26 protein-coding genes are annotated in these 26,514 nt (G+C 65.2%); 11 read left to right on the top strand and 15 right to left on the bottom strand.

Annotation, left to right across the window (positions count from 1 at the left end; genetic code table 11):
• The first annotated feature begins 32 nt into the window (after positions 1 to 32).
• Positions 33 to 968: a lipase family protein gene (locus LZC94_39480; protein WXB13903.1), complete on the top strand. Its 936-nt coding sequence runs from the start codon at positions 33 to 35 to the stop codon at positions 966 to 968.
• A gap of 204 nt (positions 969 to 1,172) precedes the next feature.
• Here LZC94_39480 and LZC94_39475 read toward each other — a convergent pair whose 3' ends face one another.
• Positions 1,173 to 2,447: an ABC transporter substrate-binding protein gene (locus tag LZC94_39475; protein ID WXB13902.1), complete on the bottom strand. Its 1,275-nt coding sequence runs from the start codon at positions 2,445 to 2,447 to the stop codon at positions 1,173 to 1,175.
• 919 nt (positions 2,448 to 3,366) lie between these two features.
• Here LZC94_39475 and LZC94_39470 point away from each other — a divergent pair.
• Positions 3,367 to 3,789 carry a TipAS antibiotic-recognition domain-containing protein gene (locus tag LZC94_39470; protein ID WXB13901.1) on the top strand — a complete coding sequence of 141 codons (423 nt, stop codon included), beginning with the start codon at positions 3,367 to 3,369 and terminating at the stop codon, positions 3,787 to 3,789.
• A 94-nt stretch (positions 3,790 to 3,883) separates the two neighbouring features.
• Here LZC94_39470 and LZC94_39465 read toward each other — a convergent pair whose 3' ends face one another.
• The gene (locus LZC94_39465) at positions 3,884 to 5,593 is read right to left on the bottom strand and encodes an ATP-binding protein (GenBank protein WXB13900.1); all 1,710 of its coding nucleotides are present in this window, start codon (positions 5,591 to 5,593) and stop codon (positions 3,884 to 3,886) included.
• On the opposite strand from LZC94_39465, the gene LZC94_39460 reads away from it, so the two are divergent.
• Positions 5,592 to 5,990 carry a low affinity iron permease family protein gene (locus LZC94_39460; GenBank protein WXB13899.1) on the top strand — a complete coding sequence of 133 codons (399 nt, stop codon included), beginning with the start codon at positions 5,592 to 5,594 and terminating at the stop codon, positions 5,988 to 5,990. The genes LZC94_39465 and LZC94_39460 overlap by 2 nt on opposite strands.
• 426 nt (positions 5,991 to 6,416) lie before the next feature.
• Here the strand turns inward: LZC94_39460 and LZC94_39455 are convergent, their stop codons facing one another.
• Complete coding sequence (locus LZC94_39455; GenBank protein ID WXB13898.1) at positions 6,417 to 7,574, bottom strand: sensor histidine kinase; 1,158 nt, start codon at positions 7,572 to 7,574, stop codon at positions 6,417 to 6,419.
• A gap of 374 nt (positions 7,575 to 7,948) precedes the next feature.
• Here LZC94_39455 and LZC94_39450 point away from each other — a divergent pair, with 374 nt between their 5' ends.
• Positions 7,949 to 8,983 (top strand): hypothetical protein, encoded by a 1,035-nt coding sequence (locus tag LZC94_39450; GenBank protein ID WXB13897.1) that lies wholly within the window; start codon positions 7,949 to 7,951, stop codon positions 8,981 to 8,983.
• A gap of 31 nt (positions 8,984 to 9,014) precedes the next feature.
• Here the strand turns inward: LZC94_39450 and LZC94_39445 are convergent, their stop codons facing one another.
• Together LZC94_39445 and LZC94_39440 are read right to left on the bottom strand one after the other, a co-directional pair.
• Complete coding sequence (locus LZC94_39445) at positions 9,015 to 9,191, bottom strand: hypothetical protein (GenBank protein ID WXB13896.1); 177 nt, start codon at positions 9,189 to 9,191, stop codon at positions 9,015 to 9,017.
• 233 nt (positions 9,192 to 9,424) lie between these two features.
• On the bottom strand, positions 9,425 to 11,698 hold the full coding sequence (locus tag LZC94_39440) for a carbohydrate-binding protein (protein ID WXB13895.1): 2,274 nt from the start codon (positions 11,696 to 11,698) through the stop codon (positions 9,425 to 9,427).
• Positions 11,699 to 11,947: 249 nt separating this feature from the next.
• On the opposite strand from LZC94_39440, the gene LZC94_39435 reads away from it, so the two are divergent.
• Both LZC94_39435 and LZC94_39430 read left to right on the top strand, forming a co-directional pair.
• The gene (locus tag LZC94_39435; protein ID WXB13894.1) at positions 11,948 to 12,208 is read left to right on the top strand and encodes a hypothetical protein; all 261 of its coding nucleotides are present in this window, start codon (positions 11,948 to 11,950) and stop codon (positions 12,206 to 12,208) included.
• A gap of 45 nt (positions 12,209 to 12,253) precedes the next feature.
• Entirely contained in the window at positions 12,254 to 12,541 is a 288-nt protein-coding gene (locus LZC94_39430) for a YciI family protein (protein WXB13893.1), read from the top strand.
• A 207-nt stretch (positions 12,542 to 12,748) separates the two neighbouring features.
• Here the strand turns inward: LZC94_39430 and LZC94_39425 are convergent, their stop codons facing one another.
• Entirely contained in the window at positions 12,749 to 13,219 is a 471-nt protein-coding gene (locus LZC94_39425) for a hypothetical protein (GenBank protein ID WXB13892.1), read from the bottom strand.
• Between the two features lie 387 nt (positions 13,220 to 13,606).
• Here LZC94_39425 and LZC94_39420 point away from each other — a divergent pair, with 387 nt between their 5' ends.
• Entirely contained in the window at positions 13,607 to 14,221 is a 615-nt protein-coding gene (locus LZC94_39420; protein ID WXB13891.1) for a hypothetical protein, read from the top strand.
• A 295-nt stretch (positions 14,222 to 14,516) separates the two neighbouring features.
• Complete coding sequence (locus tag LZC94_39415; protein WXB13890.1) at positions 14,517 to 15,809, top strand: anion permease; 1,293 nt, start codon at positions 14,517 to 14,519, stop codon at positions 15,807 to 15,809.
• A 53-nt stretch (positions 15,810 to 15,862) separates the two neighbouring features.
• Here the strand turns inward: LZC94_39415 and LZC94_39410 are convergent, their stop codons facing one another.
• The gene (locus LZC94_39410) at positions 15,863 to 16,729 is read right to left on the bottom strand and encodes an alpha/beta fold hydrolase (protein ID WXB13889.1); all 867 of its coding nucleotides are present in this window, start codon (positions 16,727 to 16,729) and stop codon (positions 15,863 to 15,865) included.
• A 61-nt stretch (positions 16,730 to 16,790) separates the two neighbouring features.
• Between LZC94_39410 and LZC94_39405 the strand changes: the two genes are divergently transcribed.
• The gene (locus LZC94_39405; protein WXB13888.1) at positions 16,791 to 17,609 is read left to right on the top strand and encodes an SDR family NAD(P)-dependent oxidoreductase; all 819 of its coding nucleotides are present in this window, start codon (positions 16,791 to 16,793) and stop codon (positions 17,607 to 17,609) included.
• 154 nt (positions 17,610 to 17,763) lie between these two features.
• Positions 17,764 to 18,456, top strand: a complete 693-nt coding sequence (locus LZC94_39400) for a ClpXP protease specificity-enhancing factor SspB (GenBank protein ID WXB13887.1) — start codon at positions 17,764 to 17,766, stop codon at positions 18,454 to 18,456.
• A gap of 2 nt (positions 18,457 to 18,458) precedes the next feature.
• On the opposite strand, the gene LZC94_39395 is transcribed toward LZC94_39400, so the two are convergent.
• The 7 genes from LZC94_39395 to LZC94_39365 form a co-directional block, all read right to left on the bottom strand.
• The gene (locus LZC94_39395; protein ID WXB13886.1) at positions 18,459 to 18,803 is read right to left on the bottom strand and encodes a PEGA domain-containing protein; all 345 of its coding nucleotides are present in this window, start codon (positions 18,801 to 18,803) and stop codon (positions 18,459 to 18,461) included.
• Between the two features lie 67 nt (positions 18,804 to 18,870).
• On the bottom strand, positions 18,871 to 19,704 hold the full coding sequence (locus LZC94_39390) for an SDR family oxidoreductase (GenBank protein ID WXB13885.1): 834 nt from the start codon (positions 19,702 to 19,704) through the stop codon (positions 18,871 to 18,873).
• Between the two features lie 3 nt (positions 19,705 to 19,707).
• On the bottom strand, positions 19,708 to 20,127 hold the full coding sequence (locus LZC94_39385) for a hypothetical protein (GenBank protein WXB13884.1): 420 nt from the start codon (positions 20,125 to 20,127) through the stop codon (positions 19,708 to 19,710).
• A gap of 24 nt (positions 20,128 to 20,151) precedes the next feature.
• Positions 20,152 to 22,617: a tetratricopeptide repeat protein gene (locus LZC94_39380; protein WXB13883.1), complete on the bottom strand. Its 2,466-nt coding sequence runs from the start codon at positions 22,615 to 22,617 to the stop codon at positions 20,152 to 20,154.
• 16 nt (positions 22,618 to 22,633) lie between these two features.
• The gene (locus LZC94_39375) at positions 22,634 to 23,095 is read right to left on the bottom strand and encodes a TerB family tellurite resistance protein (protein WXB13882.1); all 462 of its coding nucleotides are present in this window, start codon (positions 23,093 to 23,095) and stop codon (positions 22,634 to 22,636) included.
• Entirely contained in the window at positions 23,092 to 23,832 is a 741-nt protein-coding gene (locus LZC94_39370; GenBank protein ID WXB13881.1) for a HAMP domain-containing protein, read from the bottom strand. The genes LZC94_39375 and LZC94_39370 overlap by 4 nt, the downstream gene beginning before the upstream one ends.
• Before the next feature lie 44 nt (positions 23,833 to 23,876).
• Positions 23,877 to 24,629 (bottom strand): sterol desaturase family protein, encoded by a 753-nt coding sequence (locus LZC94_39365; GenBank protein ID WXB13880.1) that lies wholly within the window; start codon positions 24,627 to 24,629, stop codon positions 23,877 to 23,879.
• A 57-nt stretch (positions 24,630 to 24,686) separates the two neighbouring features.
• Between LZC94_39365 and LZC94_39360 the strand changes: the two genes are divergently transcribed.
• Complete coding sequence (locus LZC94_39360; GenBank protein WXB13879.1) at positions 24,687 to 25,247, top strand: tRNA (cytidine(34)-2'-O)-methyltransferase; 561 nt, start codon at positions 24,687 to 24,689, stop codon at positions 25,245 to 25,247.
• 36 nt (positions 25,248 to 25,283) lie between these two features.
• Here LZC94_39360 and LZC94_39355 read toward each other — a convergent pair whose 3' ends face one another.
• A complete protein-coding gene (locus tag LZC94_39355) occupies positions 25,284 to 26,447 on the bottom strand; it encodes an acyl-CoA dehydrogenase family protein (protein WXB13878.1) in 1,164 nt (387 codons plus the stop codon).
• Positions 26,448 to 26,514: the final 67 nt, after the last annotated feature.

The raw sequence follows: 26,514 nt of genomic DNA, 5'->3' as shown, positions 1-26,514 counted from the left end.
TTTCGTAGATTATCCCCTGGAGGTGCTCGATCATGGCGAACGTTACACGTACCGGTGGATACATGGTGCTCGCGCTCCTGCTCGGCGGCTGTAGTGCTGGGGGGGCCGAGGATCCCGTTCAAAACGCCGCCGGCCCCGCGCCGATCGTGGTCCTCGACGGCACCGAGCCCGCCGCCCTCGAGCTGGCCAGCGCCCAAACGAACGACTGGAACTGCAAGCCGACCGCGGAACATCCCGAGCCCGTCGTGCTCATGCACGGCCTCGGCGCGACCGGTGCTGGCAATTGGTTCTTCCACGGGCCCCAGCTGGCGAGCAAAGGCTATTGCGTATTCTCTCCGACCTATGGCACCGGCGTGCTCGGGCCTTGGGTCGGCGGCATCGGTTCGATGGCCGAGAGCGCCGCCGAGCTCGATGCCTTCGTCGACAAAGTCCTTGCAGCCACCGGCGCTTCGCAAGTCGACATCGTCGGGCACTCGGAGGGCACCACCGTTCCGGCCTACTACGTCAAATTCCTTGGTGGTGCATCCAAGGTCAAACGGTTCGTGGGCTTCGGCGCCAACTACCAGGGCACCACCCTCGGCGGGCTTTCGACCTTGATTCGCTTGCTGACGAGCGCCGCACCCGGTCTGGCCGATCTGTTCAGCCGTCATGCGTGCGCGTCTTGTCTGGAGTTCATGCCCGACTCGCCGTTCATGCAAAAGCTCAACGCGGGCGGGGTCGCGGTGGCCGGGCCTATTTACACGAACATCGTCTCACGCCACGACCAAGTGGTAACCCCGTATACCAGCGGGGTGCTCCAGGCGGCGAATGTGACCAACATCGTGCTGCAGGACGCCTGTTCGCAGGATTTCAGCGGCCACTTGGGCTTGGCCATCGATCCCAATGTCACGCAGTTGGTGCTGCGGGCGCTGGATCCCGAGAACGCCGCGCCGCTGAAGTGTCAGCCGTTCTTCACCTTCGGTCTCTGACGTCGTGGCGCGGGCTCGCGTGTCGCCCATTCGTCTCCGTCGAGGCGGCGAGCAAGCTGACGGCGATCACGGGACCATGACGAGGGCGAAGCACGCGAGCCGGATGCCGCCCGCGACCCAGCCCTACACCGTCCGGCGGGCGGCGCGGGCGGATGGGGGGGCGCCATCATCGACGTGTCGCGATGGCGCGGTGGGGCGACGTGGTCACCATCCGAGCCATGATCGGTCGAGCTTCGTGAGGCGGGGAGGAGGTTCGCTCAGCAGCTCGCCTGCGGGGCTGAATTTGTAGACGTAGACGGTGCCTTGGGGACGATGATCTTCGGGCCTGAAGGCCAAGTTCTCGGTCAGACCACCCGTGCCTACGCTCGCGAAGGACTCGTAGGCCTCCTTCACATTTTGCGCCGTCACCGTTTTGCCCGCATCGAGGACGCGCTCGACCGCCATGCGAAACACGAGCGCGCTGACATAGCCTTTGACGTAATTGACGGTGCGCGCATCGAGGCTTACCCCGTCGGCGAACACCGCCCTGCTGCCCGACCCGTCGATGGTGCGCCACTTGTCGTAAAGCGCAACGACCTTTGGCATTTCCCGCGAGGGGTAAGACATATCGCCGAAGGCGAGGGAAGGTAGAGCGCCATGCACGTTGCCGACGCAAGCCGCGCCGCAGCGAGCATAGAGGCCCTCGTCGAAGGCCCGCTCGTTGGCGATCAGTTGGATGGGGTTCGGCATGGACGCGCGCAGCTCCTGCTGGACGGAAGCTACGGCTTTCGCGATGAGCGCCATGGCGCGTGGTGAGCTCCCGACCCAGACCCAATCGACCATATCGTAGTCGGGGTGGGATTTTTTATAATCGATCTCGCCGCGAAAATAATAGCGGATCTTTTCGCGGTAGCTTGCCTCGTCCTCGTTTGGCTCGAGGAAGAGATCGCGCCCGATCGGCAGACCTATCTCTCTCGCGTACGCGTGCGCGGCGGGCGACGGCCTCCTACAGAAAGCCGCGGTGTTGCAGTAAAAGAACCCCAGGCGTTTGGCCTGGTTCTGCCTTACGTGAAACACCGCACCCCGAGCGCTCGTCGAGTCGTCCGTGCTGGCGAAGAAGTTGTTCGGGAAGCCCGGGCTCTTGAACTGCTGCGGCAATAGCGCTTCCTGAAAATTCGCTCCGACGTCTGGGACGTCGACGATCACGTCGATGGGGCGCGGTGAGGCAAGGAGCCCTGCATGCGAGCCGCTGACGAGCGGCTTTCCTTCCTGAGTGGCTTGCGGGGAAAGGTTGAGCGTCGCATCGTCACCCCAGGTCATGACCTGAACCACTTCGTCCCAATCGGGCGCCGCCTTCCAGAGGTCCCAAATGGCTTGTGCCTTGGTGACATCGTAGGCGTCATCCCGCAGATCGTAATCGATCGGGCAGCCTCGGATCCCGCCGCTCTCATTCAACTCGCGAAAGTAGTCATGAATCGCAAAACTGTATGGGATTGCCATTTCCGAAGCGGGACCCGTGAGCGTCAACACCGATCGAACCTTGAGAGCGGGCGCACGGTTCGGGCCCGAGGCGTTTTGCGCGGATGGCGGCCGGCATCGACGATCCTGTCCCCCATCGTTCACCAGAGGAGATGGCTGCTCGTCGGTCCCCGAAATTCGGTCGCACGCGCTGGTCGACGCAGCTCCGAGGACGACGAGGGCAAACGTAGCGATGGATGATCCGAGAACGCTGGACGTCATGGGGAGCCTCCGTAGCGAGGGTGGATTGTAAGAAAGGGCGGGATACGTCACACGAGCGGACCTGCAGGTACTCCGAGTCACTGCATGAGCGAATCTTGTAAGTGCCTTGCGGTTTCAAGCTCCAAGTGATGTGGTCTCGACTTCATGTGAGCATCACCGCGAAAGCGGCCCGACGAATTCCAAAATCCGTGCCTGTGCACCGTGGTGGCTCGCCGGGGTCGCGATGTCGAGAAAGTTCGAAATCGCTATTCACCCGTGTACCAACCGATTATCGCCTTCCGGTACACGCTGGTACATCGCAGGTACGCTTCCAGTGGGGGTCGTGCTGGTCGGCCAAGCTCGCGGAGGCCATCTCCCGTTGCTTGCGCAAAAAGCCCGAGGAGCGCTTTGCGACGGTCGCCGCGCTGGCGGTCGCCATTGCACCTGGGCGATGGCTCCCCCCGAACTCCCACGGCGACGAAGAGGACTCTGCCCTCACCTCCACGCAGCACGAAGGGCGATGAGGCATGGGTCGAGCAGCTGCTCGATGTACGCGATTGACGCGACAACACGCATGCGCTCGAGCCTGCTCGATCCATCTACTTGGTAGAGCAGAAGCGAGGTGCTCGAACGAAAGCGACGTCGTCCCCTTGACCCTCTCGCGACGTGAGGGTGCATCACTCCGAAACGAGGTGCCAACATGAAACCGGAAGAAGAGCTCGAAGGATTCGACCCGTCCAAGTACGCCGAAGAAGCCGAGGCCCGCTGGGGTCACACCGAGGCGTACGCCGAAAGCCAGAGGCGCGCAAAGGGCTACCGCGAAGAAGATTGGCAGACGATCCAGTCGCAGGTCGACGCCAATGTGCGCGCGTTCGCAGCGCTCTTTCAATCGAGGGTGCCCGCCCGCGATCCCCGCGCAATGGACCTGGCCGAGGAGCACCGCCAACACATCGATCGATGGTTCTACGCGTGCTCCTATTCGGCACACGTCGGATTGTCACGATTGTACGTCTCCGACGAACGATTCGCAGCCTACTACGAGAAGCACGCCGCCGGGCTGACACAGTTCATCGCCGACGCCATCGCCGCCAACGCGCAGCGCTATGGCGAGGGGACCGGATAATGCGATGTTGTTTCAGCGCTGCTCTACCAGGCTCGCGCGGGAGGCGTTTCCCCATTCCCGCCCGCACGGCGCCCCGCATCGCGCCGCCCGCAACTCACTCCGCACCTCTCCGCCAAGGTGTATCGACCACGCTGACGAGGTTGTGCATCGCGCGAATGAGGTCGGCATAGTCGACGGGTTTGGCGAAATGGTAGTTGAACCCCGCGTCGAGCGCACGTTGCCGGTCCACGGCATACGCATAGGCCGTGAGCGCGATCGCGGGGGTCACCCCGCCGTTCTCCTTGGGGAGCGCGCGGACGCTCCGCATGAATTGATATCCGTCTTCGCCCGGCATACCGACGTCGCTCACGATGATATGCGGCTTGAACGACGCGAGCGCTTGGCGGCCCTCTTCGGCGGACCCCGCCAGATATGCCGTCGCGCCGCGCATTCGAAAGAGCGTCTTCAGGATCTCGCGCGCATCCGCCTCGTCGTCGATGGCGAGCACGCGGATTCCGTCGAGCCGCAGCGCGCTCTGCCCAGGGGCGGGTCCAGGCTTGGCCGGCGTGGCTTTGGGAATCTCCGGCTCCACCGGGGCAACGGCGCGGACCGGGAGCTTGGCCGTGAACGACGCTCCCTGACCCGGCCCCGCGCTCTCGGCCGATACGACGCCCCCGTGCAACGCCACGATGTGCTTGACGATGGCCAAACCGAGGCCGACGCCGCCCACTCGGCGCGCGGGGCCGCTCTCCGCCTGGCGAAAGGGCTCGAAGACGTAGGGGAGAAACTCCGCCGCGATACCTTGTCCGGTGTCGGCCACGCGGAGCAGGACGCTCGAGTCCTCGCGCGTCAATGCGATGGATACGGAGCCTCCCTTTCCGCAGAACTTCACCGCGTTCGAAAGAAAGTTCCAAGCCACTTGCTGAAGGCGTACCGGATCGCCAACCAGCCGTATCGGCTCCTCCACCCCCGTGGGATAGAGTCGAATCTCTCTTGCGTCCGCGGCGGGGCGCACCACCTCGATCGCATCGCGGACGATGGCCGCGAGATCGACGGCCCGCGGATCGATGCGCATCTTGCCCGTGACGATGCGCGACATGTCGAGCATGTCGTCGATGATGACGGCTTGCGCCTCCCCATTGCGCTCGATGGTCTCCAGACCTTTGGCGATCTCCTGCAGATCCTCCGAGGTCTTGAGGAGCGAGGCCCACCCCAGGATCGCGTTCAACGGTGTCCGCAGCTCGTGGGAGATGGTGGCGAGGAACTGGTCCTTGATGTTGCTCGCCTCTTGGAGCTTGGCGTACTCGATCCGTTCGTCCTCGGCCTTTCGTCGCTCGGTCAAGTCGCGTGTCACTTTTGCGAACCCCACGAGGTGATCGTGCTCGTCGCGCAGCGCGGTGATGATCACGTTGGCCCAGAACCGGCTGCCGTCCTTGCGGACGCGCCACCCCTCGTCCTCGAAGCGCCCATCGCGCGCCGCCACCTCGAGCTCCATTTCGCACTTGCCGCTCGCGGCCACCTCGGGAGGATAAAATTTCGCGAAGTACTGGCCGATGATCTCGTGCGGCTCATAACCCTTGATCCGCTTTGCGCCCGCGTTCCAGGTCGCGACCATCCCACGCGCGTCCAGCATGAAGATCGCGTAGTCTTTGACGCTCTCGATGAGGACGGCGAACGTCGCGGGGACTGGCTGTTCCCCGATGGTCGACTCGAGCGACCCGGCACGATCGGTAAGGTTGCCAGTTACGGTTGGCTCCGTCTCGTTCTCGGTGTCGTTCTCGTTCAAGGACATGTGCCCATTTTTTGCACTGTTTCGACGTTTCATGGAAGACCGCTTTCGAAAATTCGCTCACGCGACCGCCGAAAAAGCAGGGACGTCGGCGGCCTTCTTCATCGCCGTCGCCGTCATCGCCATCTGGGCGGTGAGCGGACCAATGTTCCACTTCTCGGACACCTGGCAGCTGGTGATCAATACGGGAACGACCATCGTGACGTTCTTGATGGTCTTCCTCATTCAGAACACCCAAAATCGTGACGCGAAGGCGATCCATTTGAAGCTCGATGAGCTCATTCGCAGCAACGCCCGCGCGCGCAATGGCCTCCTAGCGCTGGAGGACATGAGCGATGACGATCTGAAGCACTTGCAGAGCGAGTTCGAACAGCTCCGCGAGCGCGTTCACCACGTTCGCAAGAGCCGCTCGGATCTCCATGAAAACGGTTGAGCTGTTGGATCCCGATCCTGCTGCGAGGCCAGTGTGCGCGCCGCGCAGCGGCAGTGGCAGTCCGGTAGAAGCGGGCAATTTGCCACGATCCGGCCACTCTCCTCGTACCCGACGATGGAAGGTTCCGGAGCGTGCACCTCATCGCCGACCTCCTCGGACGCGGCGCGATACACGACTTCTCCCGGATCCCCAGTAGCCTCCTCATTGGCGAGCCCTCCTGCATGAAGTGCTGGCCCCCCGGATGAACGAGCACCGTGAGCACTCGGAGCTCGTTCGCCCGAACGCATCGCAGGAATTGCGCCACCATGGGCGCATCACGGATGAGTCAAAAGCTCTCGATCGCGCCACCTCTTTCCGCACACTCCCTGCAAACGCAAGAGCTTCGACAGGCCGTGCCGCGCGGACGCGCGCGCACCTCAGCACGTCTCAGCGCGAACCAATCTCGATGCTCTCGCTGGGCGCTTCGTCGGCCTCGAGGGAAATGGTGAAGCAGAAAACGGCACCGGAGCCCGGCGGGCTGGTGACGAAGATGGTCCCGCCGTGGGCCTCGACGATACCGCGCGCGATGGCGAGACCGAGCCCCATGCCCGTTCGACGGGTGCTCGACCCTTTCCAGAAAGGATGAAAGACGTGCTCCCGGTGCTCCGGCGCAATACCCGGTCCGCTGTCGAGCACACGGAACATGGCTTGTTTCAGCGACGCCTTGAGATCGATGCGGATTTGCCCCGCGCGCGGCGTGAAATGAATGGCATTCGATACGATGTTGCCCAACGCTTGCTCGATGCGCTCGGGATCGCACACCGCGAGCACCGGTTGCTCGGGCATCGTGGTCGCGAGGGTAATCGATTTGCGATTGGCGATGTAGCGCAGTTGCTCGATGACGTTCTGGACGATGGATCGCGCGTCCACGCTCCGGCGCTGGATGGAGAGATGTCCGAGCTCCAGCTCGGAGGCGAGGCCCAAATCTTCGATGAGCCGCACCATTTGCTTGGAGCTCCGCTCGAGCGCGGCCCCCACGATCGCACAATCCGAGGCGCCGAGCGCCAGGCCCTCCTTCAAGAGCGTCGCATGTCCGGTGATCACTTGAAGAGGGGCCCTCAAATCGTGGGCGACGATGGCCATCACGTGTTCGAATCGGCGCACCGCCATCCCTTCGATTTCGCTCGCCGCGATCTCCATGGACTCGTCGATGGTCGCGTGCAGCACGCGCGCTTCCCCGATCGTCAGCGCGCTCCGATGCTCGTCACAAATATCCAGGACCGCCCCGCGGAAGTGGCGGAGCTCCCGGAGCGCTTCCGCGATGGTGTATTGCGCGGCGAAGCGATGGCGAGCATGGGCGACGCCGACGTCCTCGGATTGGCTGTGCTCCGGCTTGCCACCGTCCTGGTTCGCGGCCATTCGCTCGAGTCGCTGAACGATGCGCTCGATGAGCACGGGGAAGTTGTCTTCGAGCGCGGGCCTCGAGAGTCGTTGTGCGCTGGGCACCTCGGGATCATGGAGGAGCCGTTGCGCCCATCGTTCGAGGAGCGCATCGCGTGCCGTCACGAGGAGCGATGCAAGGGGACTTGGGGTTGCCTCATTCATGGTGCGACCCTCCTCATCAGCCGCTATGCCACCTCGCATCATCGCGAATTTGCGGCCCCTCGAGAACGGCACGCGCTCTGCAAAAATGGCACAGTGAGCTTGGGTGCCGCAACCGATGGACGGGCGCGCCCGGGCACGTTGGGAGCGCACCGCAGGCGCCCGCGCATGCCCCTCGATGTCGTACATGTAGTGTCTCCCACGATGGCGAAAGTGGCAATCGCATTTCCATCTTCGGAAGTCCGAGTTCCTCGGCGCTGCGGCGAAGATCCGCGGGATGCCGGCGAAGATCCGCGCATTCATCGCTGCATTTGCGCGGCAATGCGAGTGGCATTGCGGTTGCTGATGCGAAAAATATGAATCGAATCGTGCCCGTCGTGGCGACCGTTCTCGTGGCCGTGGGGCTGGCGTGTTCGAGTCCTTCGGAGCAAGCACCGGTCAGCGAGGGGGCGACGGGGGATCTCGTCGTCATGGAGGCGTCGGACCAGACGCGCTCCGAGCTCGGTGTGGAGACGTGGGGGCTCGACAGCGGCCAATCCGAGGTCACCACCGTGCGCGGCTACGACGGATCGCACACGCCGATCGTTCAGTTCGCGCACAAAACGAGCGCGAAGCAGGGCACCTTCGAGGCGACCCTCTCGACCAAAGAGAGCCACGCGCGCATGACGATCGAGGCCGGCGCGGGCGGGGCGCGGTTCAATGTGCTCGAGAACACCTTCGCGAACGACGCGCGCGCACGAAAGATCGTCGACCGCATCATCGCCGATCTCGAGACGCAGTCCGCGCGCGCCGGGGGCAAGCTCACCGGGCGATCGAGCCGGGAGCTCCAAGCCTCCGGCCTCCGCCCGCAGACCAAGCTCGTGGAGCCCGTCGGGTGCTTGACCACCGGCTGCAATTCGGCGCTCACCGCGTCGGCATCGGCAGGCGCCAACGCCGTTTCGGCGTGCCAGACGTCGACGGGGGCCACGAGCAACTGTTCCTCCCAAGTCAGCAAGGCGTCGCAGGCGCAGGAGCAGACGCAGGGCCAGTGCTCCTCGTGCGACTCGTCCACCTGCGACAAACAGGTCGACATCGAAGGTCCGCCCGTTCGCTCGCAAGCCCAAACCTTCGCGAACGAGGCCTGCTGCTTCGTGGAGGCGTGCCGCGCCGGTACCTACAATGGTCACCAGCCCAGCGCCGATCTGGCGCTCGATATGCTGACCTCCGAGGCCTACGGCCAAGTCCCCAGCGACAATCACGAGTTCGGCAATCGCCTGGCGGAGTTTGCCGTCTCGAACATGAGCAAGTACCGCATCGCCTATGTCATTTACCGCCAGCGCATCCACCAAGGCGATGGCTGGTCGCAAATGGAGGACCGCGGGAGCATCACCCAGAATCACTTCGACCACGTCCACGTCAGCTTCGAGCCGTGACGTGGACGGATCCCGCGCGGATGACCGCGGCTCAATGCGGATTGTTGACGTGCGCGTCGACGATGCGCCCATTCTGGACGACGCACGCCTCCGCGATGGCGTCGAGGCCGAGCTTCACCTCCGCGCGCATCGACTCGGTGATCGGGCCATGAAATCGCGCTTCGGAGCCAAAGCGGCCGCGGAGCGAGAGCAGCTCGGGCGGGACCAACGGCCCTGAGACTACGGATACTGTGCGTTCGTCGCGAAGATGGGAAGAAAAAGAGAGGCCATAGGCTACGTCGGCAATCTTCATCTACGCTGGGAAGAACGTCTTCTCCCTGCTGAAAAAATTCTCGACCCTCCCTCATGGGACAGCCGGCGGCGGGCGGCGATCCCGGATGCACACCGGCATAAGCGCCTCGCGCGGGTGTTTCGACCGCGCGAGGCGCGAGTTGTCCATCTTTACCAATTATTCCCGCTGAGGGTCGCGGTGAAGCCGCTCGACAGATTGCGGAAGGCCGACTTTCCAGAGTTCAGCCCCGTTACCATGTTGTCGCGGATGGCCGCCGAGCCGGTGGGTGCAGGGTAAAAGGGCGGCGAGATGACGATACCGTCGAGTCCAGGGTGGCGAATGGTATTGTTTCGCAGAAGCGTGTCGGTGCTCGCGGAGAACCCCACTCCGTTGTAGAGCGCATCCACGATGGTGTTCTCCGACACGGTGGCGTTCGCGACCGTGCCCGTTTCATGGCCATCGCCGCCGTTGCCGATGTGCAAAGCGGGTTGTTGCTGCACATAGGCATTGCCGCCGCAGCGCACGACCAGGTTGCCGGTCACCGTTGCCGAGGTGAGGTTCGAGCCATTCGCCCCGAACTTGCCCACGCCAAGACCGATATAGCGCGCCGTGTCGCTCATGGCATTGTTGCGCACCTCGTGGCCGCCGCCACCGTAAACCGCCACTCCTTTGCCGCCCCAAGGGGCGATGGATGTATTGTTGATGACCTTGGCCCTCGCCATGGGGGTGTAATAGACGCGGGTGGGGCCAAAGTCATTGTAATCGACGGAGTTGATGGCAATGGCATCATCCCCCGTGCCACGTACGAAGTTGTTTTGAACGGTGAGATCGTTTCCGACCTTTCCTCCGTTGCTCACGTTGTTGATATTGCATCCGTCGGCCCAGATGCTCGTCAATCGGCAGTTCTTGACCGTTCCTCCAGTCCCCGATGCCCAGAACCCAGACATCGTGTGCTGGGTCCAAATGCCGTCGGCCACCCAATGGGTGCCCGTGGTATCCATGGCGCCGCCGGCGCCGTCGATTTGGGCCCGGCTCGTTGCGTTGGCATCGAGCGCAAAGTTGCGCACCGTGCACGATGTGAGATTGAAGATGGCGCCCAGCGGCTGCGGCTGCCCCGACCCGTTCACATTGGGCAGCGGCATGTTGCGGTAAATCGTGCTGTACCACATGCCCGCGCCCTCGATGGTGATGCCATTGGCATGGAGTCCGCCAACGGTCCTCACGTAAAAGGCGCCCGGGGGAATCCAGAGGCTCTTTCCTTGCGACGCAGCCCTATCGATGCAAGTCTGAATCGCGCCCGAGTTGTCCACGTTGCGGTCGTTGGCCACCGCGCCGCAGTCGGCCGCGATGGATAGGGAGTTTGGCGTTTGGGCGAGCGGTGCGGGAGGAGCTTCCACGTCCACCACGTCGATGTCGTAGAAGGCCGCCGTGTTCGCGGCGCTCTTCTGGAGCCGGAGGGTGCTGCCGGGGGCCACGGCGGCGCCCGTGATGAAGGTGTGCACGTCATCGAAGAACGTGCGCGGGCGGCCGTCCGAGGGATTTTGGCTTTCGTTGTTGTAGTGGTCGTTGCCCTCGTAGCCCCAAGTCTGTTTGGAGGTGAGGGTGAGCGTCTGGCGGAACGCGCCATCGACATACAGATCCAAGGTGGCCGTGAGCCCTTTGCCATCGGCGCTATCCGGGATCGACGCGCGAACATCGATGAACGTGATGTTCTTTTCGGTGTCGTTCACCCACTCCACGTACTGATGCGTTGCATTCAGCCGAACGTACGCGTGACCCGAAGACTCCAGCTCCGGACTCGAATACGGCGTGGTCGGCGGCGACGTGAGGGCCACGATCGCGGCCCCGCCCCCGAGCCTCCCGGCCTCCGCCTCGTAGCTGACGAAGGGGGTGGTGGCCCCAACGGCCGCCGTGGTTTGCCCGAGCTCGAGCCAGGCGAGGTTGAGAATGCCGTAGCCCGACTCACCGCGCAGACAGAGCGAATGCACGCCGGATACCGGTGTCAATGTCATGGTGCGCGTCTCCCACGTGCCCCATCCCCCCGTGGACGTCGCCACCGTGTAGCGCCCGATCTCGGTGCCCGCGTTGCCATCGATTCGAACGGAGAAGACCCCGCCCGTGTTCGCGGCCGCCATGCGCAGGCCAAGGCTGCCCACCCCGCTCATCTCCACGCCATCGAAGCAAAACCACGTGCCCACGTCGAAGAACCCCAGGGTGGTGTCGTTGTTCTCGAGGTGCGGATTCGGGTTCGATTTGCTCGTGAACGCCGCGGCTCGAAGGGTGCTGCCCGCGTCGAACCGCGGCGGTCCGGCCAGGGGAGCCCGAGCAGGCGGCTCTCCGGGCGCGTCGCCGCGGGTGCCATCGGCGCAGCCGAGCGCCGCGACGAACGCGGCGAGCAACGAGATGCCTCCAGTGTGGGTTACCCATCGACGAATGCTCATCATCCAATCTCCTTCCGGGGTAGACGTTGGTCCTCGACCCTCGACCCGCGCAGGCGTGGTCCGTATTGATGATGGGTAACATTAAAAGGCGCACGCTTGCACCTGCGGCGCAAACGGGATTGTGTGGGTGCTTATGCGACTTGGGCCCGTGTTCCAGGAGCTCGCGGAGAAGGTGAGCTCTGTACCCACGCTCCCGGAATGCGCAAGAAACGCCACCCTCTTTTCAGCCATCGCAAGGCATGGAGGTTGTGGATGTCCGTTCGAAGCGTATCCGTGGTCATCGCGATGGCTCTTGGTTTGATGGCGTGCGCGGGCCAATCGCGTGGCACCTCGGCTTATGCGGGTCACGATCCGTCGAGTATTTACCAGCCGACGCCGAGCTCACCGCCGCTCGCGGTCAATCCGCCGATCACGGTGACGGGAACCCCGGGTACCGCCCAGGGTGTGCCCGGTTGCGAAGAGTCGGTGGCGTCCTCGGGAAGTGGCAGTCCGAATCGGCGATTGTGCCCTTGATGCGCGTGTGCGAAGGAGCCGCGCGGTTGATGTAAGGTACGGCTCATGTTCGTCATCGAGCTCGTCTACAAGGTACCGCTGGAAGAAATCGACGCACGCATGAAGGACCATATGGTCTTTCTTCGAAAGTATTATGCGTCGGGGCATTTCTTGGTCTCGGGCCGCAAGGTGCCCCGCGACGGTGGGATCATCGTGGCCGCGGGCGACGGCAAGGACGAGATCGAGACCATCATGCGCGAGGATCCGTTTATCGCGCACGGCTTGGCCGATTTTCGAGTCACCGAGTTTTTGCCCAGCCAGCGCGCCAAGAATCTAGACGCTCTCATACGCTGAGCACCCTCGAGCTCCCCGTGTGTGAAGAGTGGAAGAGTGTAAAGAGTGTGAAGAGTCTTTGCACGCTCGTTGATGGGCGCGCGATCCACCTCAGGATCATGCGATCCGCGCCCGCGGCGCGCTGCCGTTGCAACATTTTATGAAATACTCGTTATTTACATGCTTGTTACCTTCATGAACACATCGATGTGACGTCGCGCGCTGCGATCAGTCGGGGCAGCCGCGCGCGCGCCATTCATCGAGCAAATCCTTGAGGAGCTGCGGTTTTGCCGAAGCGGGATCGCTGGGCTTCCCGGCCGATGTCGGCAGCGCGAGAAAGACCGGTACATAGCGATTGCAGAACTCCGTGCGCGTGACCATCGTGGCCCATGCATGGCAGCTGACGCACGATTTATCGTCGCCGCGAACGCGCACCGAAGGATTGGTGACGATATCGCGCACGGAGTGGCCTGCGATCATGCTGGTGGCGCGACCTAGCCGCTGGCTTACGTCGAGGCTCGTGTTGCCTTCGACGATTTCGTGGCTCCATCCGTAAGGATCCGAGGGCCCTTGTGTGAGCTCCGCCGGGTACGGCTCCTTCCCCCAACACGAAACGACGAGCGCTGCAACGGCCGCGCTCGAGGTGACCTCCACGCCGTGCATGAAAATGCGCGTGCCGCGCACCCTTCGAAAAGTCATGTATGCTCCTTTCGAAGGCGCCCTTCGCAAGTTCAATGCCTCTTCGACGCTGTCGACCTCGGCCGTGTCCGGCGATGGCATGATTCGCGAAAAGGCAATAACGCAGCCCGCGAGCATCGATGTTCAAATACAGCAAATGGACGAAAAATGGATTCGAGCGAGGTTCGGCACCCATTGCTGGCCCGTAGGTGCGCGCCCGTCGAGGCTCGCACGAACGATAATGGCTATTTCGATATCGATGACGAATTACTTTTTGCGGCGTACGCCAGTGCTCACTGGCGCGCGCGCATGTGTCCCGATCGCCACCGCCTACGAACCTTGCGTTTACACCGATAGGTAGGTCGAGCCGACCGTTCCGCTCGAGCTCAGTTATGCAATAATCGGCGGATGGGGCGGAACGAAGCGGAGATTCTCGTCGATCTGGACGTGCCTCGCGAGCGCGTGGCGCCGACCACGAAATTTCGTAGCACGTGGATCGTCTCCTCGCAGAATGCCATCCGCGATTGCGGGTTCTTCGAGCGCTATACCAAGCTCATTCCCGAGATGCACCGCGAAACGCTGATGGCGCCCGTGGTCGGCGTCTGGTTTCCAAGCGACGTGGTGTATGCGCACTACACCGCGTGCGATCGGCTCGGTCTCTCGGCCGTCGAGCGGGAAGCCATCGCCTATGCGCTGATGCGCCCGGCGCACCGCAAGCTGCTATCCATCACGAGCAACGTCGCCAAGCACGTGGGGTTGACCCCATGGATGGCCCTTGCCCAGTCCGGTCGAATCTGGGAGCGCACCTGCATCGGGGGCGGAATCGTGGTTTACCGCGAGGGCCCCAAGGAGGCGCGGGTGGAGCTCCTGGGGCTCACCCTGGCGTCCATTCCTTATTTCCGTCTGGCGTTGCGCGATCTCCTCATTACCTCGGGCAAGCTGCTCGCCACCGCCTTTTACGTGAAGGAGTCGTTTCACCCGGCCCACCCGCTCGACCTGACGTATCGGGCGTCGTGGGTCTGAGCCTGCGCGTCGCCGTTGCTGCACCGCCGATCCCGAGCCAGCTCGTTGCGATCGGGGTTGGCGGCGCGAACGACGACCGCGGCCGCGCGGGATCGCCCGGAATATGCCGTTCTCCTCGACATCGTCGGATTGGCATTTCGAACGCGTGCTCGGGTGGATCATGTCACCACCCTCGGGCCCTTCGTTCGCGCGGTGGCCGCGATCCGGCATCGCGCCGTTGCTGCGCGTAGCGCGTGCAGCGACGCGGATCGCGCGGAGAGCGCCGTTGGCCCGGGTGCTGCAGTGCGGCGGCGCAATGGACGAAGCCGTCGCCTACTCCACCCTTGCCGTGACCGTCACCTTGGCCGTTTCGCGTCCGCGGGTCGGGCTTCGCGGGCTGCGTTTTACGCCGGGGGCCGCTGCGCTGGTCGGCGTCGCGGTCTTGTTCATGGCGGGCTTGCTGCGGCTGGACGACATGCGGACGTCCGCGCAGATGCAATGGCGTCCGCTGGCGGCGCTCACGAGCATCATGATCCTGACCGGCGTGGTGCAGGAGGTGGGCGCGTTCGAACGGCTCGCGCAGCGCATCGAATCGTATGCACACCGCACCTCGGCGGCGCGCGCGTTCGGGCTCGTGTTTCTGGTCAGCGTCGTCACGCCCTCGCTGCTCAACAACGACTCGGCGATCCTGCTCCTCACGCCGCTGGTCATCGCGCTCACGCGCCGCCTCTATCCGGGCCGGCCCGCGCTCACCGAGGCGTTTGCCTTCGCGGTGTTCCTCGCGCCAGGGGTCGCGCCGTTCGTCATTTCGAACCCGATGAACATGATCGTGGCCGAGTTCGCGGGCGTGGGGTTCAACGCGTATGCCGCCGTCATGCTGCCCATCTCCGTGGCCGGCGCCATCCTCACGTACGCCGTTCTGCGCGGTCACTTCCGACATGAGCTGGAGAGCGCCGTCGCCGAACCTGCGCCGGTCTCCATCGCGAAGGCGCACCCCGCCGAGCGACCGGCCATGGCGCTCTTGCTCGCCGTTTTCTTGGCGTATCCCGTGATGGCGGCCCTCGGCGGCCCCATTTGGGTCGTCTCGGTGGCCGGCGCGGCAAGCTCGCTCGCCCTCGCCTGGCACTACCGAATCGCGCCTGCGCGCAAGGTGCTCGGGCATGTCTCGCCAGACATTCTCGTGTTTCTATGGGGCGTGTTTTTGGTGGTGGGCGGCCTCCGCCACGTGGGCGTGGTCGATCGCTTGGCGGCCCTTTATCAATCCGCGTCGGCGCACGCCGGCTCCGAGATCGGCGTCATCGGCACCGTGGCCGCGCTGGGCTCCGCCATCGTCGACAACCACCCCATGTCGATCTTGAACATGATGGCGCTCCGCGAGCACGGCGCTTACGGCGCTCACGACGGGAGCCGCGCCATTCTCGCCGCGCTGATCGGCGGCGACATCGGCCCGCGCCTCTTGCCCATCGGCTCCCTCGCCGGGTTGCTCTGGATGGATCTCTTGCGCCGCGCCGGGGTGGCGATCTCCATCGGCAAGTTCATCCGCCTCGGCACCCTCGTGCTCTTACCGACCTTAGCGCTCTCCCTCGCCATGCTCTACTTTTTGGCCTAGCGAGGAGGAGCGCGGCCCACACGGACGGGCCGCGCGAGCCCGCCGCCCGCGGCTTACACGGGAATGGATCGCGCGAACTCGGCGATGCGGCGGCTCACGGTGCGCGCTTGATCGAAGTGGGGGCAGTGTCCGATGCCCTCGGGCTCTTCGATGATCGCGTGCGGCGGGAGGTGCTCGCGGAAGTAGGCGAGGTTGCTCGCGGGCAAGAGACGCTCGGAGCGGCCCCACCACAGGAGCGTGGGCATGCGGAGCGAGGCCAGTTGCTCGGGGGTGGCGCCGTAGTTCGGGGCGGCGGATGCGAGCAGCTCCCTCACCGCGCGCCGGCGCATCGAATGAACGAGATCGGCCGCGATGAGCGGCGTGAACCAAGGGCGCTTCGCGTGATAAATCTTGTCCATGAACGCGCCCACGTCGCGGGCCGAGCTCACGCCGAAGGTGCCGACCAGATCGCGGACCTCCTCTTCGCTCCACGGCGCGCCGGCGGGCGAGAGGAGGACGAGGCCGCGCACCCGCTCGGGCCGGGTGGCCGCGTAGTGGAGCGCGATGGCGCCGCCCATCGAGTTGCCGCAGACGATGGCCGGCTCGTCGAGGATTTGATCGAGCGCGCTCGTCATGTTGTCGAGCAGCGAGTCGCGATCGAGGAAGCTCCGCGGGGCCTCGCTGAAGCCGTGGCCGGGCGCGTCGGGCGCGATGATCCGGCGCGTGTGCCGCTGCAACTGCGCGAGCACGGCCCCGAACGCGGCGGACGACGAGGTGATGCCGTGAAGCACCACGATGGGCGGAAGCGAGCCCCGCCCGCGGCCGTCGAGGACATGGAGCCGTCCGATGTCGGTCTCCACGGAACGGCTTCGTATGCCGAGCTTGTGCAGCCGGTGGCGCGACACGCGCTCGAATGCGGGCAGGATCCCCAGTCGCAGCATCGGTCCTTCAACCCGCACTTTTGCGCGTGATCTGACGTGCTCGACGAGACCCCGCGCGCTGATGAATGGAAACTTCGCCCCGCCCGCGCCCTGGTCTAATGTTTCTCTCATGCGGCCTGCGACCATTTTTATCACGGGAGCATCGAGCGGAATAGGACGTGCGCTGGCGCTCGAATATGTTCGTAAGGGGGCACATGTCGCGATCGCCGCCCGCCGCGCCCCGGAGCTCGCGCGCGTCGCCTCGGAGGCGCGCGCCATCGCCCAAAAAGGCGGGCAGATTCGCGTGTTCCCGCTGGACGTCCGGGAGCCGCGCGCGGTCTTCGAGACGGTGCAGCGCGCGGAGCGCGAGCTCGGTAGCCTCGATTGCGTGATCGCCAATGCGGGCGCCGGCAGCTACCAACACATAAGTACGATGTCGTGGGACGATGTAGAACGCGCGATCGATATCAATATCCGCGGCGCCATCGCCACCATCCTGGCCGCAGTGCCCATCATGCTCAGTCAGCAACGCGGGCAATTGGTCGGCGTGAGCAGCCTCGCGGGCCGCCGTGGAATGCCGTATTCAGCCATGTATAGTGCAAGCAAATCGGCGCTCTCGACGTTTTTGGAGTCGATTCGCATCGAGCTCGCCCCCGCGGGGGTCAAGGTGACCGACGTCCAACCGGGATTCGTCGATACGTCGATGGTCCTCACATTGAAAGGACGTGTCCCTACACCGTGGATGTGTTCGCCACAAAAAGCAGCCCACATCATGGTTCGGCGGCTCGAACGCGCCCCGGCGGTCATCGCATTTCCGTGGCCGCTCGATGTTTGGAGCTCCATCGGCCGATTCCTCCCTACATTTATGTACGATCGACTGGCGCGTCTCGCGGCCCTGTGATGTTTTTCTGCTGTCAAGGTTTATTTTTCTTGTGTGGTTCCGCAGGCCCACATCACGTCCCTACCTGAGTCTCCATCTGGATCGGGCCCCCACCTGAGGTGGCGTCGCCCTCACGTCGGACCCCGCTGTCGCGAGGCCCCAAGGTCGTAGTAGGATGAACCGCTGGAAGCTGATGTCCCGACCGTTGCCCCCTAAGAAAGAGGTCGCGCTCGCGCTCCTGGAGCGTTCGAGTGTTCACGTTCACCTCGATCCGCGCGTCGCCAGCGTGATCGTTCCACCTTGGTTCAAGAGCCAGCCCCAGCTCGTCTTGCAGATCGGGCTGAACATGCCGGTTCCGATCCCCGATTTGCACCTGGACGATGATGGTATGAGCTGCACGCTCAGCTTCAATCGTTCACCGTTTCATTGCGTGGTGCCGTGGGCGAGCGTCTTTGCCATGGTCGGCGAAGACGGTCGCGGAATGGTGTGGCCCGACGACGTCCCCGTGGAGGTTTCCCGCCAAACGCGGCCCGTCCAAGTCGCGCCAGCGCCCAAGGACTCGAGCCCCGACAATGGAAAGGCGGCCGCCGCTGCCGCATCCCCCCGCCGCGGGCCGCGCCGCCTGGCCGATCCGCCCGAGGGCGATGTGAACACGGCCAAGAAGAAGAAGGGCGTCGTCAAGCGTCCGCGCGTCGCGAGCACCACCGGCGAAGAGCCGCGCCCGCGCCTCTCGGCTGTCCCGCCCCCGGCGGCCGCCGCCGACACGCGAAGCCCGCTCCGCGACGTGAGCGATTCGTCCGCGCCCATTGGAAGCGCGCCGCCGCGGCCGAAGAAAGAGCTGCCGCCGTACCTGCGCGTCGTGAAGTAACGCTACAGATTGATTTTGAGGCGCGTCGTCTGCCCGGCTGTGATGGTGAAGCCGAGGGAGCGCTTCAACGCGCCATTGTTGGTGACGGACACCAGGGTGAGCTTGTGGTCGCCCGCGGGGAGCGGAAGGTTCTCGACGGGCGTGGTGCGACCCATGTCCTGCTCGTCCACGAAGATTTTTGCCGGCGGAACGGACGACACGGTGAGAAATCCGCCGCTGCCGCCGCCTAGGAGGGGACGGGGCTCGGCCGCGACCGAGCTTGGGCACAAAACCGCAAAAAGCAGCGCCGTACATGAGCCCAAGAGGGCCGACTTCGAGAAAGCTCGCCGTGAGATCGAGGTGCGCATGGGACCCTTCTGGCCCGATGGACGCACGGGGAAGCCCGACGATGCAAATGCTTTTTTGGCCGGGCGGTCAGGTCTTCGCCTGCTGCACCTGGACGCGACGCAGCCTGCGCGCGATCGGCGCGTAAAGTAGGCGTTTCAGCCACCGCGGGGACAGCGCGTTGAGCACCATCATGACGCGGATGAATAGCCCGGGAATGACCAACGCCCGCCCGCGCTCGAACCCGCGAAGCGCCGCCCGCGCGCACTCCTCCGCGGAAATTTGAACGAAGGACGGCGGCTCGACCCCCGTGAAGTTCCCGAGGGTGTCGTTGAACTCCGTGCGCACGGGGCCCGGGCACACTTGGGTGACCGTGACACCCGTGCCGGCCAGATCGAGGCGCAGCGACTCGGTGAAGCCCGTGACGTAGTGCTTCGTGCCGATGTAGGTCGCGAAGCCCGGCATGAACGAGAGCCCGAAGCCGGAGCTCAAATTGAGGATGCCGCCGCGCCCTCGCGAGACCATCGACGGCAGCAGCCGGTGCGTGAGGTAGGTGAGCGCCGTCACGTTGAGGGTGATCATGCGCTCGGTCTTGTCCCAGTCGGCGCGATCGAAGACCCCGAGATCGCCGAAGCCGGCGTTGTTGACCAACACGTCGATGCCGCCGGTGGCGTGCTCGATGGAGGAGAGCATGCGGCGCGTGGCCTCGCGATCGGTGAGATCGCAGCCGCACACGTGCACGGTGAGCTCGCGGTGCGCGCGAACCAGCTCCTCTTTGAGGCTCTCGAGCCGTTCGATGCGCCGCGCGACCAACACCAGCGCCTTGGCGGTGGGCGCCATCTGCCGCGCGAACTCCAAGCCGATGCCCGACGATGCTCCGGTGATCAGCACCACCGACCGCTCGCCGCTACGCACGCGCGACACCGGCTAGAACTCCACGCCGAACACGTCGCGGAAGCGCGGATACGGCTCGTCCATGATCCCGATATCGAGGCCGATGCGGAGCGAGATGGTGACGCCGTCGCCCCACGGCCACCAAAGGCCGTACGCGAGCACGCCGGCGACGGGGCCGGCCGAGTAGAGGAGCTGTCCTGCGCGCAGCCCTCCGGAGCGCTCGGCCAGATCGCGCACGCGCGGCGGCGCGGTGCCGATGCTGGCGGACGTCCACTCCGAGGGGAGCCCTTCGCGGGCGATGATGCGCGCCTCGTGCTCCAGATCGGCGTTGATCGAAGACGTCACGCAGTTGAGCCGATTGTCCCAGCTCCAGCCGCGGCGCGGCCACTTGGTACGCAGTCGGACGAATCCTTCGAGCATCGGTTGCCACAAATCGCGGGCGGCCGTCGACATGTGGAGCAGATTATCACGCCGGCATCACGGTGCCCCTAGACCTTTGGCCCGCTGGCGCGCTCGCTCAGGAGCGTTGGGTTGGTGCTCGAGGAGGTCCTTGTAGTGTTTTTGCGCGCTCACCCGGTCGCCCAAATCCCACTCCGTGTCGGCCAAACCGAGCAGCGCGGGGAGAAAGGTCGAGCTCGCGTCCAGCGCACGCACATAATATCCGCGCGCCCCTGCCTTGTCGCCCAGCGCGCGGGACGTGTCGCCCAGGCCGGATAGCACCTCGGGGTTCTTGGGCTCCTTCTGCAGGAGCGTCTGATAGAGCTGCCGCGCCGCCGCATAATCTCCGCTTCGCATCACGGCGGCCGCCCGCCGGAGCATCGGGCCGCTCGCTTCGTTGCCGGGCGGTGTGGGCGCGGTGACTGCGCCTGTCGGCGGTGGTGTCGGATGCGGCTTGTCGGTGGCGGCCGCCGGCGCCTTGCTCGAGGCTGCAGGGGTTGGCGTGGGCGTAACGGCGACCGGAGCGGGGCTCGCGCCCGTGGCCGCGGGGGCTTGCGCCGTCGCCGGCGTGTCGGGGGTCGCGGGCGGCGACGAGGCGGTGGGCGCGGCCGACTCCGCGGGGTCCGCCTGCGGGGTCGATGGTGCGCTGGATGCGGCCGCCGGGGTCGCGGCGGCCGTCTCCGTTGGCGCCGCGGGCGGCGAAGGAGGCGCGGGCGCAGGCTCCGTGGCGGCTGGTGTTTCCAGCTGGGGTTGCTGGTTCGTAGGCGCGGTCTCGTGCGAGGCGTCGCGGTTCATGCGCGAGCCAATCCAAAACGCGGCGCCGATGCCGACCAGCGCCACCGGGATGATCCACGTCGCTCTCCGCGACGGCGACGCCGTCGTGGTGGCCGCCACCGGTGTTCGCTCCGCGGTGGACGGCGACGTTTCACGGGACGACGCGGGGGCGTCCGGAATGATGTCGGGTGGCGGCAGCGATGGCGCGGTGATGCGCGCGCGCTCGGGCGCCTTCGACGGTCGCGGCGTGGGGGTGCGGCGATCGGTGATGACGACCGTGGAGGTCGGCGCCTCCACGCGCGTGGCGGAGGTGATGCTGGAGCGCGCGGGGCCTCGCGGTTCGTCGCGTTCGCGTTCGCGAACCAGAGCGTTCGAAGGGCGGATCGGCAAGGGCGGTACCAGCGACGATTTGCTGGGGCGCCGATCCAGGGGAAGGGGAGGCGGCGGCGTTACGCGTTTGAGCCCCTGCGGTATGTCCGCCGTCCGCTCGTCCTTCAAGGCCGCTTCGACGTCGACATTGCGCACCGTCTCCTCGTCGTCCGACACATCGCCGTCCGCCGGGCGCTCGGCCGCGCCTTTCACGTGCTTTGCGTCGAGGTTCTCCGACGGCGGCGCGAACGCGCCCCCCACCTCCGACAGCGACAAGGGCGACCCTTCGTCCTCGGGAGGCGATTGCCGCGACGCTGCTGGCGGTGATGACGGCGGCGAGGGAGGAGCCGGTGCGATCAGGCCCCGCGTAATTTGAAGAGTCGGTTCGTTCCCCGCCGACGGCGGCATGACGTCGGACAATGAAAGCGGCATCGCCTCTCCGATCGAAGGCGGCGACACGTCCCCCGTCGAAGGCGACGACACATGTCCGACCAACGACGATGGCGGCAGAACGTCGGACAACGAAAGCGGCATCGCGTCGCCCGTCGAAAGCGGCGCGACGTCGCCCGTCGAACGCGGCGCCATGTCGCCCGTCGAGCGCGGCGCCATGTCGCCCGTCGAACGCGGCGCTTCGCCCGCGCCCAACGAAGGCGGCGCCTCGAGCTCGTCGGCCGTGACGCGCTCGCCCAGCGGCACCTTGGCGCTCGAGAGCTGCACCTCGTCGAGGCTCACGCGCTGCACCTCGTCGGCGCTCGCGCGTTGCAACTCGTCCGCGCTCGGCCGTGCGCCGTCGTCGCTTTCGTCGCCCGCGAACTCGCTGATCCTCGGGCTCGTGGTCGTCTCGGGCGGGATCAACGCATCCCTCGGCAGCGGCGCGACGGAAGGATCCGTGCTCTCCGGCGTCAGACGATTCGGCGGCGTGAACCGCGGGGCGGGCGTCGTGCGATTCCCCGGTGGGGTGAGCCGATCCAGCGGGGTCGGCCGGCTCGTTCGCACCGGCGGGACCGATCCCGCGCGCGTTTGGTCCGGCGGCATCGACCCGGTTCGCGCCGGCTCGTGCGGCATCGACCCGGTGCGCGCCGGCTCGTGCGGCATCGACCCGGTGCGCGCCGGCTCGTGCGGCATCGACCCGGTGCGCGCCGGCTCGTGCGGCATCGACCCCGTGCGCGGCGGATTCGAGCCGGTCTCGGGCCGCTGCTGCGCAGGCGAAGTCGCTTCGGCATTGGGCTGCTCGGGGGGAATCGATTCGGCGTGGGGCTCGATATCGTCCTCGAGGACGGCTTGAACGAGCTCCTCGCGTGAGAGAAAGGTGACCTCTTCGCCCGCCGGATTGACGATCGACCAGCGCCCCTTGTCAGCCATGTGAATAATCTTCGCCCTACGGAGCCTCTACCGCAAGGCGAACAGTTTCAATGAGTTCCTCGAGCCGCGACGATGGAAGATCGCAAGCGTGGGCCAGCGACGATACGAGCGTTCGCTCCGAAGCGGAAAACCCCTCGCTCGAGTAGGCGATGCCCAGCGCCACGATGATGCCTTCCTCGACCGCATCGCAGTCCTTCAGGATCTCGGCAATCAAGCGGAGCCGCGAGCCCACCCCGGCTGCGTCGATGACCTCGCGGCTGGCCACGATGAGGTGCTCAACGAGGTCGCCATCGAGCTGCGTACGCAGAAGGCGGCCAAAGATCACCCGCAGCGCTTCCACTTCCTCGTCGTCGATGGTCCCGTCGGCGTTGGCCACGAGGACGCCCAAGTCGATGATGGCCGTCGGGTTGTACTCTCCGCGCTCGAACAGCTCGCAGACCGCCTCGACCGTTTCGCGAATCAGCGCTTCACCTTTCATATGATCGAGGTCCGCGTGAGCCGTTTGCTGAGCCCGAGCACCATCTGAGCGCGAAGCACGCGCAGCCCGTCCAGCACCTCGGGCGATGCGCCGCTCTCTTCCGCTTTGTGGATGGTGGCGTCCAAGGTCGCGATGCGCCCGGTCTGCAGCGCCTTCAGCGACCACGTCATCTGCATGAAGGTGTCGAACAGGTCCTCGAGCTCGTCGCCGCGGCGCAGGCGCTCGGTGACCACCAGCCGGCCCGTCCCCACCCGCCGCAAGAGGCGCTTCATCTTGTGCACCGGCCCCACCACCCGCCGCGTGATGAACACGCCCATCACGGTGAGGACCAAGGTGAGCACGACCCCGGCAAAAATGAGCACCCCCAGCACCAACTTCCGCTGCATCTCGATCTCGGCGCGGTTGTTCTGCACCGCCTGCAGGTTCGCCTCCGCCTGGCGATCCGTCTCCGAGAGCCCCTCCTCCACCACCTTGAGGAGCTCGGGGTTTCCGCTCATAAGCACGCTTTCGCGCGTGAGCTGCGAGTTTACCTGCGACTCCTTCATCGCCTTCTCGGCCTGCAGGGTCGCGATCTGCGCGTAGCGCGCCGCGGTATTGGCCGTCTTGCCGATGACGACGCCGAGGACCAGCATGACCAGGGCGACCACCGCCACCAACATTCCGGTGTATTTGAGCTGAAAACGAGGGTTGATGAGCCAGATGCGATTGCGCAGTTCGGGGGGCGCGGGAGTGCTCATGGGTGTCGCGGCGAGGGTAAATCAAGAGCCGCGATTCTGCACGATCATCCTCTGCGATCCGGCGCCGTCGAGGGCGAGCCGCCGGAGGTTCGCGCATTGGCAGCTCGGGCAGCTCGGGCCGATGGCGATGGATGGAAGTACGTTCCGAAAATGAGATCGCTGATGGGGAATGTGATGTTGAAGTTCCATTTCCCCATGAGCGCCTTGTCGTGATGCGTCTGGTGGTGTCGGCGCAGAACTTTCACCGCCGGCAGGCGCCCCACGAACGAGCTCTCGTCCAAGTGATAGACGAAGTGGAGCCACTCGTACGTCAAAAAATAGCCCATGGCCACGATGACGAAGAGCCAGGCCACATTGGATGAGGCCACGAAAAAGAGCAAGGTGGCCACCGGCGTGGCAATCACACCGAGGAAGAAGAAGAGCATGACGGGGGGGAAGAGCACCATCTTGAAGTCGCGGGACGACTGGTAGGCCATTGCGTCGTGCGTGAAAAAATGATGGTGCTCGCGCGTGTGGCGCTGGAAAAGGATGGCCATCCCCCGTTTGGGGCGGTGCATCGGCCCCTTGTGCCCGAAGTATTCGCAGACATTGGCGAACACGAACGCGATGGGCACCGTCAGCCACTCCAGCGCCGACGGCCGGTGCACGTGCATCGCCGCGAAGGCCAAAATGGCCAGGGAGCCGACGCTGGTGAATGCAAAGTGCAACCACCCGCTGTAGTGCGGCCCCACGTTGGCCTTGCGGTACTCCACCCGAAAGCGCTCCACCTCGGGCGGAACACTCTGCACACTCTGCATTTACCTAGCCTAGCACGCGGGTAGCTCGCGGCCTGGCCGTGCTATGTCCACGGGCGCGTGCCCCGTACCAACGACAAAACCCCGCGCCTGCGTGCCCATCCGTTGCCCGATCCCTTCCACATCGTGCTGGTGGAGCCCGAAATCCCACCGAACACGGGGAACATCGCGCGACTGGGCGCCGCCACCGGCTCACCTTTGCACCTGGTGGGCCCCCTTGGCTTTCGCATCGACGAGCACAGCGTGCGTCGCGCCGGCGTGGACTATTGGCACCTGGTCGACGTGCGCCGGCACCTCGACTTTTCGCACTTCCTGCACGCGTTCGCGAAAGAAGGCGAAAAGGAAGGCGCGCCGCGCGCGCAGCCGGGCAAGCTGCACCTCTTCAGCGCCGTGGCCCGTCGGAGCTACATTGAAGCCGACTTTGCGCCCGGCGATGCGCTGGTGTTCGGTCGCGAGAGCGTGGGCCTCCCCGAGGAGCTCCTCGAGGCGCACGCCGATCGCGTGGTGGCGATTCCAACGTTGGGCGCCGTGCGCTCCCTCAACCTGGCCAACGCCGTCGGCATCGCCCTCTTCGAAGCGCTCCGCAAAGTCGGAGCCCTCGACGCCACGTTTCTCGGCTAGCCGGGGAGGTGTGCGCGCACGGCGCGGGCGGAGGTGCTACTCGAACGCGGCGATCCCCGTGACGTCTTGGCCGAGGATCAAGGTGTGCACGTCGTGGGTCCCCTCGTAGGTGAACACGGTCTCCAGGTTGCAGAGGTGGCGCATGATCGGATACTCGAGGGTGATCCCGTTGCCGCCCAGGATGTCGCGGCACGTGCGCGCGATCTCCAGCGCCGCGTGCACGTTGTGGCGCTTGATCATGCTCACGTGCTGCGGCCGCAGCTTCTTCTCCGCCTTGAGGCGCGCCGCCTCCAGCGCCTGCAGCTGCGAGTTCGTGATCGCCGTCAGCATCTCGGCGAACTTTTGCTGCACCAGCTGGTGCGACGCGATGGGTTTGCCTGCAAACTGCACGCGATGCTTGGCGTAGTCGAGCGCGCAGTCGAAACAGGCTTGCATCGCGCCCAGCACGCCCCACGCGATCCCGAAGCGCGCGGAGGTGAGGCACGAGAGAGGGCCCTTCATGCCGCGCACGTTGGGGAGGATGGCGTCCTTCTTCACGCGCACGTCCTCCAGGATCAACTCGCTGGTCACGCTGGCGCGGAGGCTCATCTTCTTGTGGATGGTGCGCGCCTCGAAGCCCTTGGTGTCGGTGGGCACCAAGAAGCCGTGGACCTCGCCGTCCACGCCGCCGACCTTGGCCCAGACCACCGCGACCCCCGCGATGTTGCCGTTGGTGATCCAGCGCTTGGTGCCGTTGAGCACGTACGAATCGCCGTCGTCGATGGCCACCGTGCGCATGCCCGCAGGGTTGGAGCCGAAATCGGGCTCGGTGAGGCCGAAGCACCCGATGATTTCGCCCTTGGCCATCTTCGGCAGGTAGCGCTCTTTCTGCTCCTCCGACCCGAACGCGTGGATCGGGTACATCACCAAGCTGCCTTGCACGCTCGCGAAGCTGCGGACCCCGGAGTCGCCGCGCTCGAGCTCTTGCATCACCAGGCCGTAGCCGATGTCGCTCAATCCAGCGCAACCGTATCCTTGTAGGTTGCATCCAAGGAGCCCGAGCTCCGCGATCTCGCCAATGAGCTCCGTGGGGAACGTCCCGCGCTCGAAGTGCTCGCCAATGATGGGCAGTACCCGCGCATCGACGAAGGCATGAACGGTATCGCGAATGGTGCGCTCTTCCGGGGCGAGGTGACGCGAAATGTCGAAGAAGTCAGGCATGGTGAAATGGATCTCTATCACGGAGTCCACCCCCGGCGTGGCACCTCCGGATCCAGCCTCGCACCTT

It is taken from the genome of Sorangiineae bacterium MSr11954 (assembly GCA_037157815.1).
GTDB lineage: Bacteria > Myxococcota_A > Polyangia > Polyangiales > Polyangiaceae > Pendulispora > Pendulispora albinea.
This window is presented reverse-complemented; position numbering and strand designations above follow the sequence as displayed.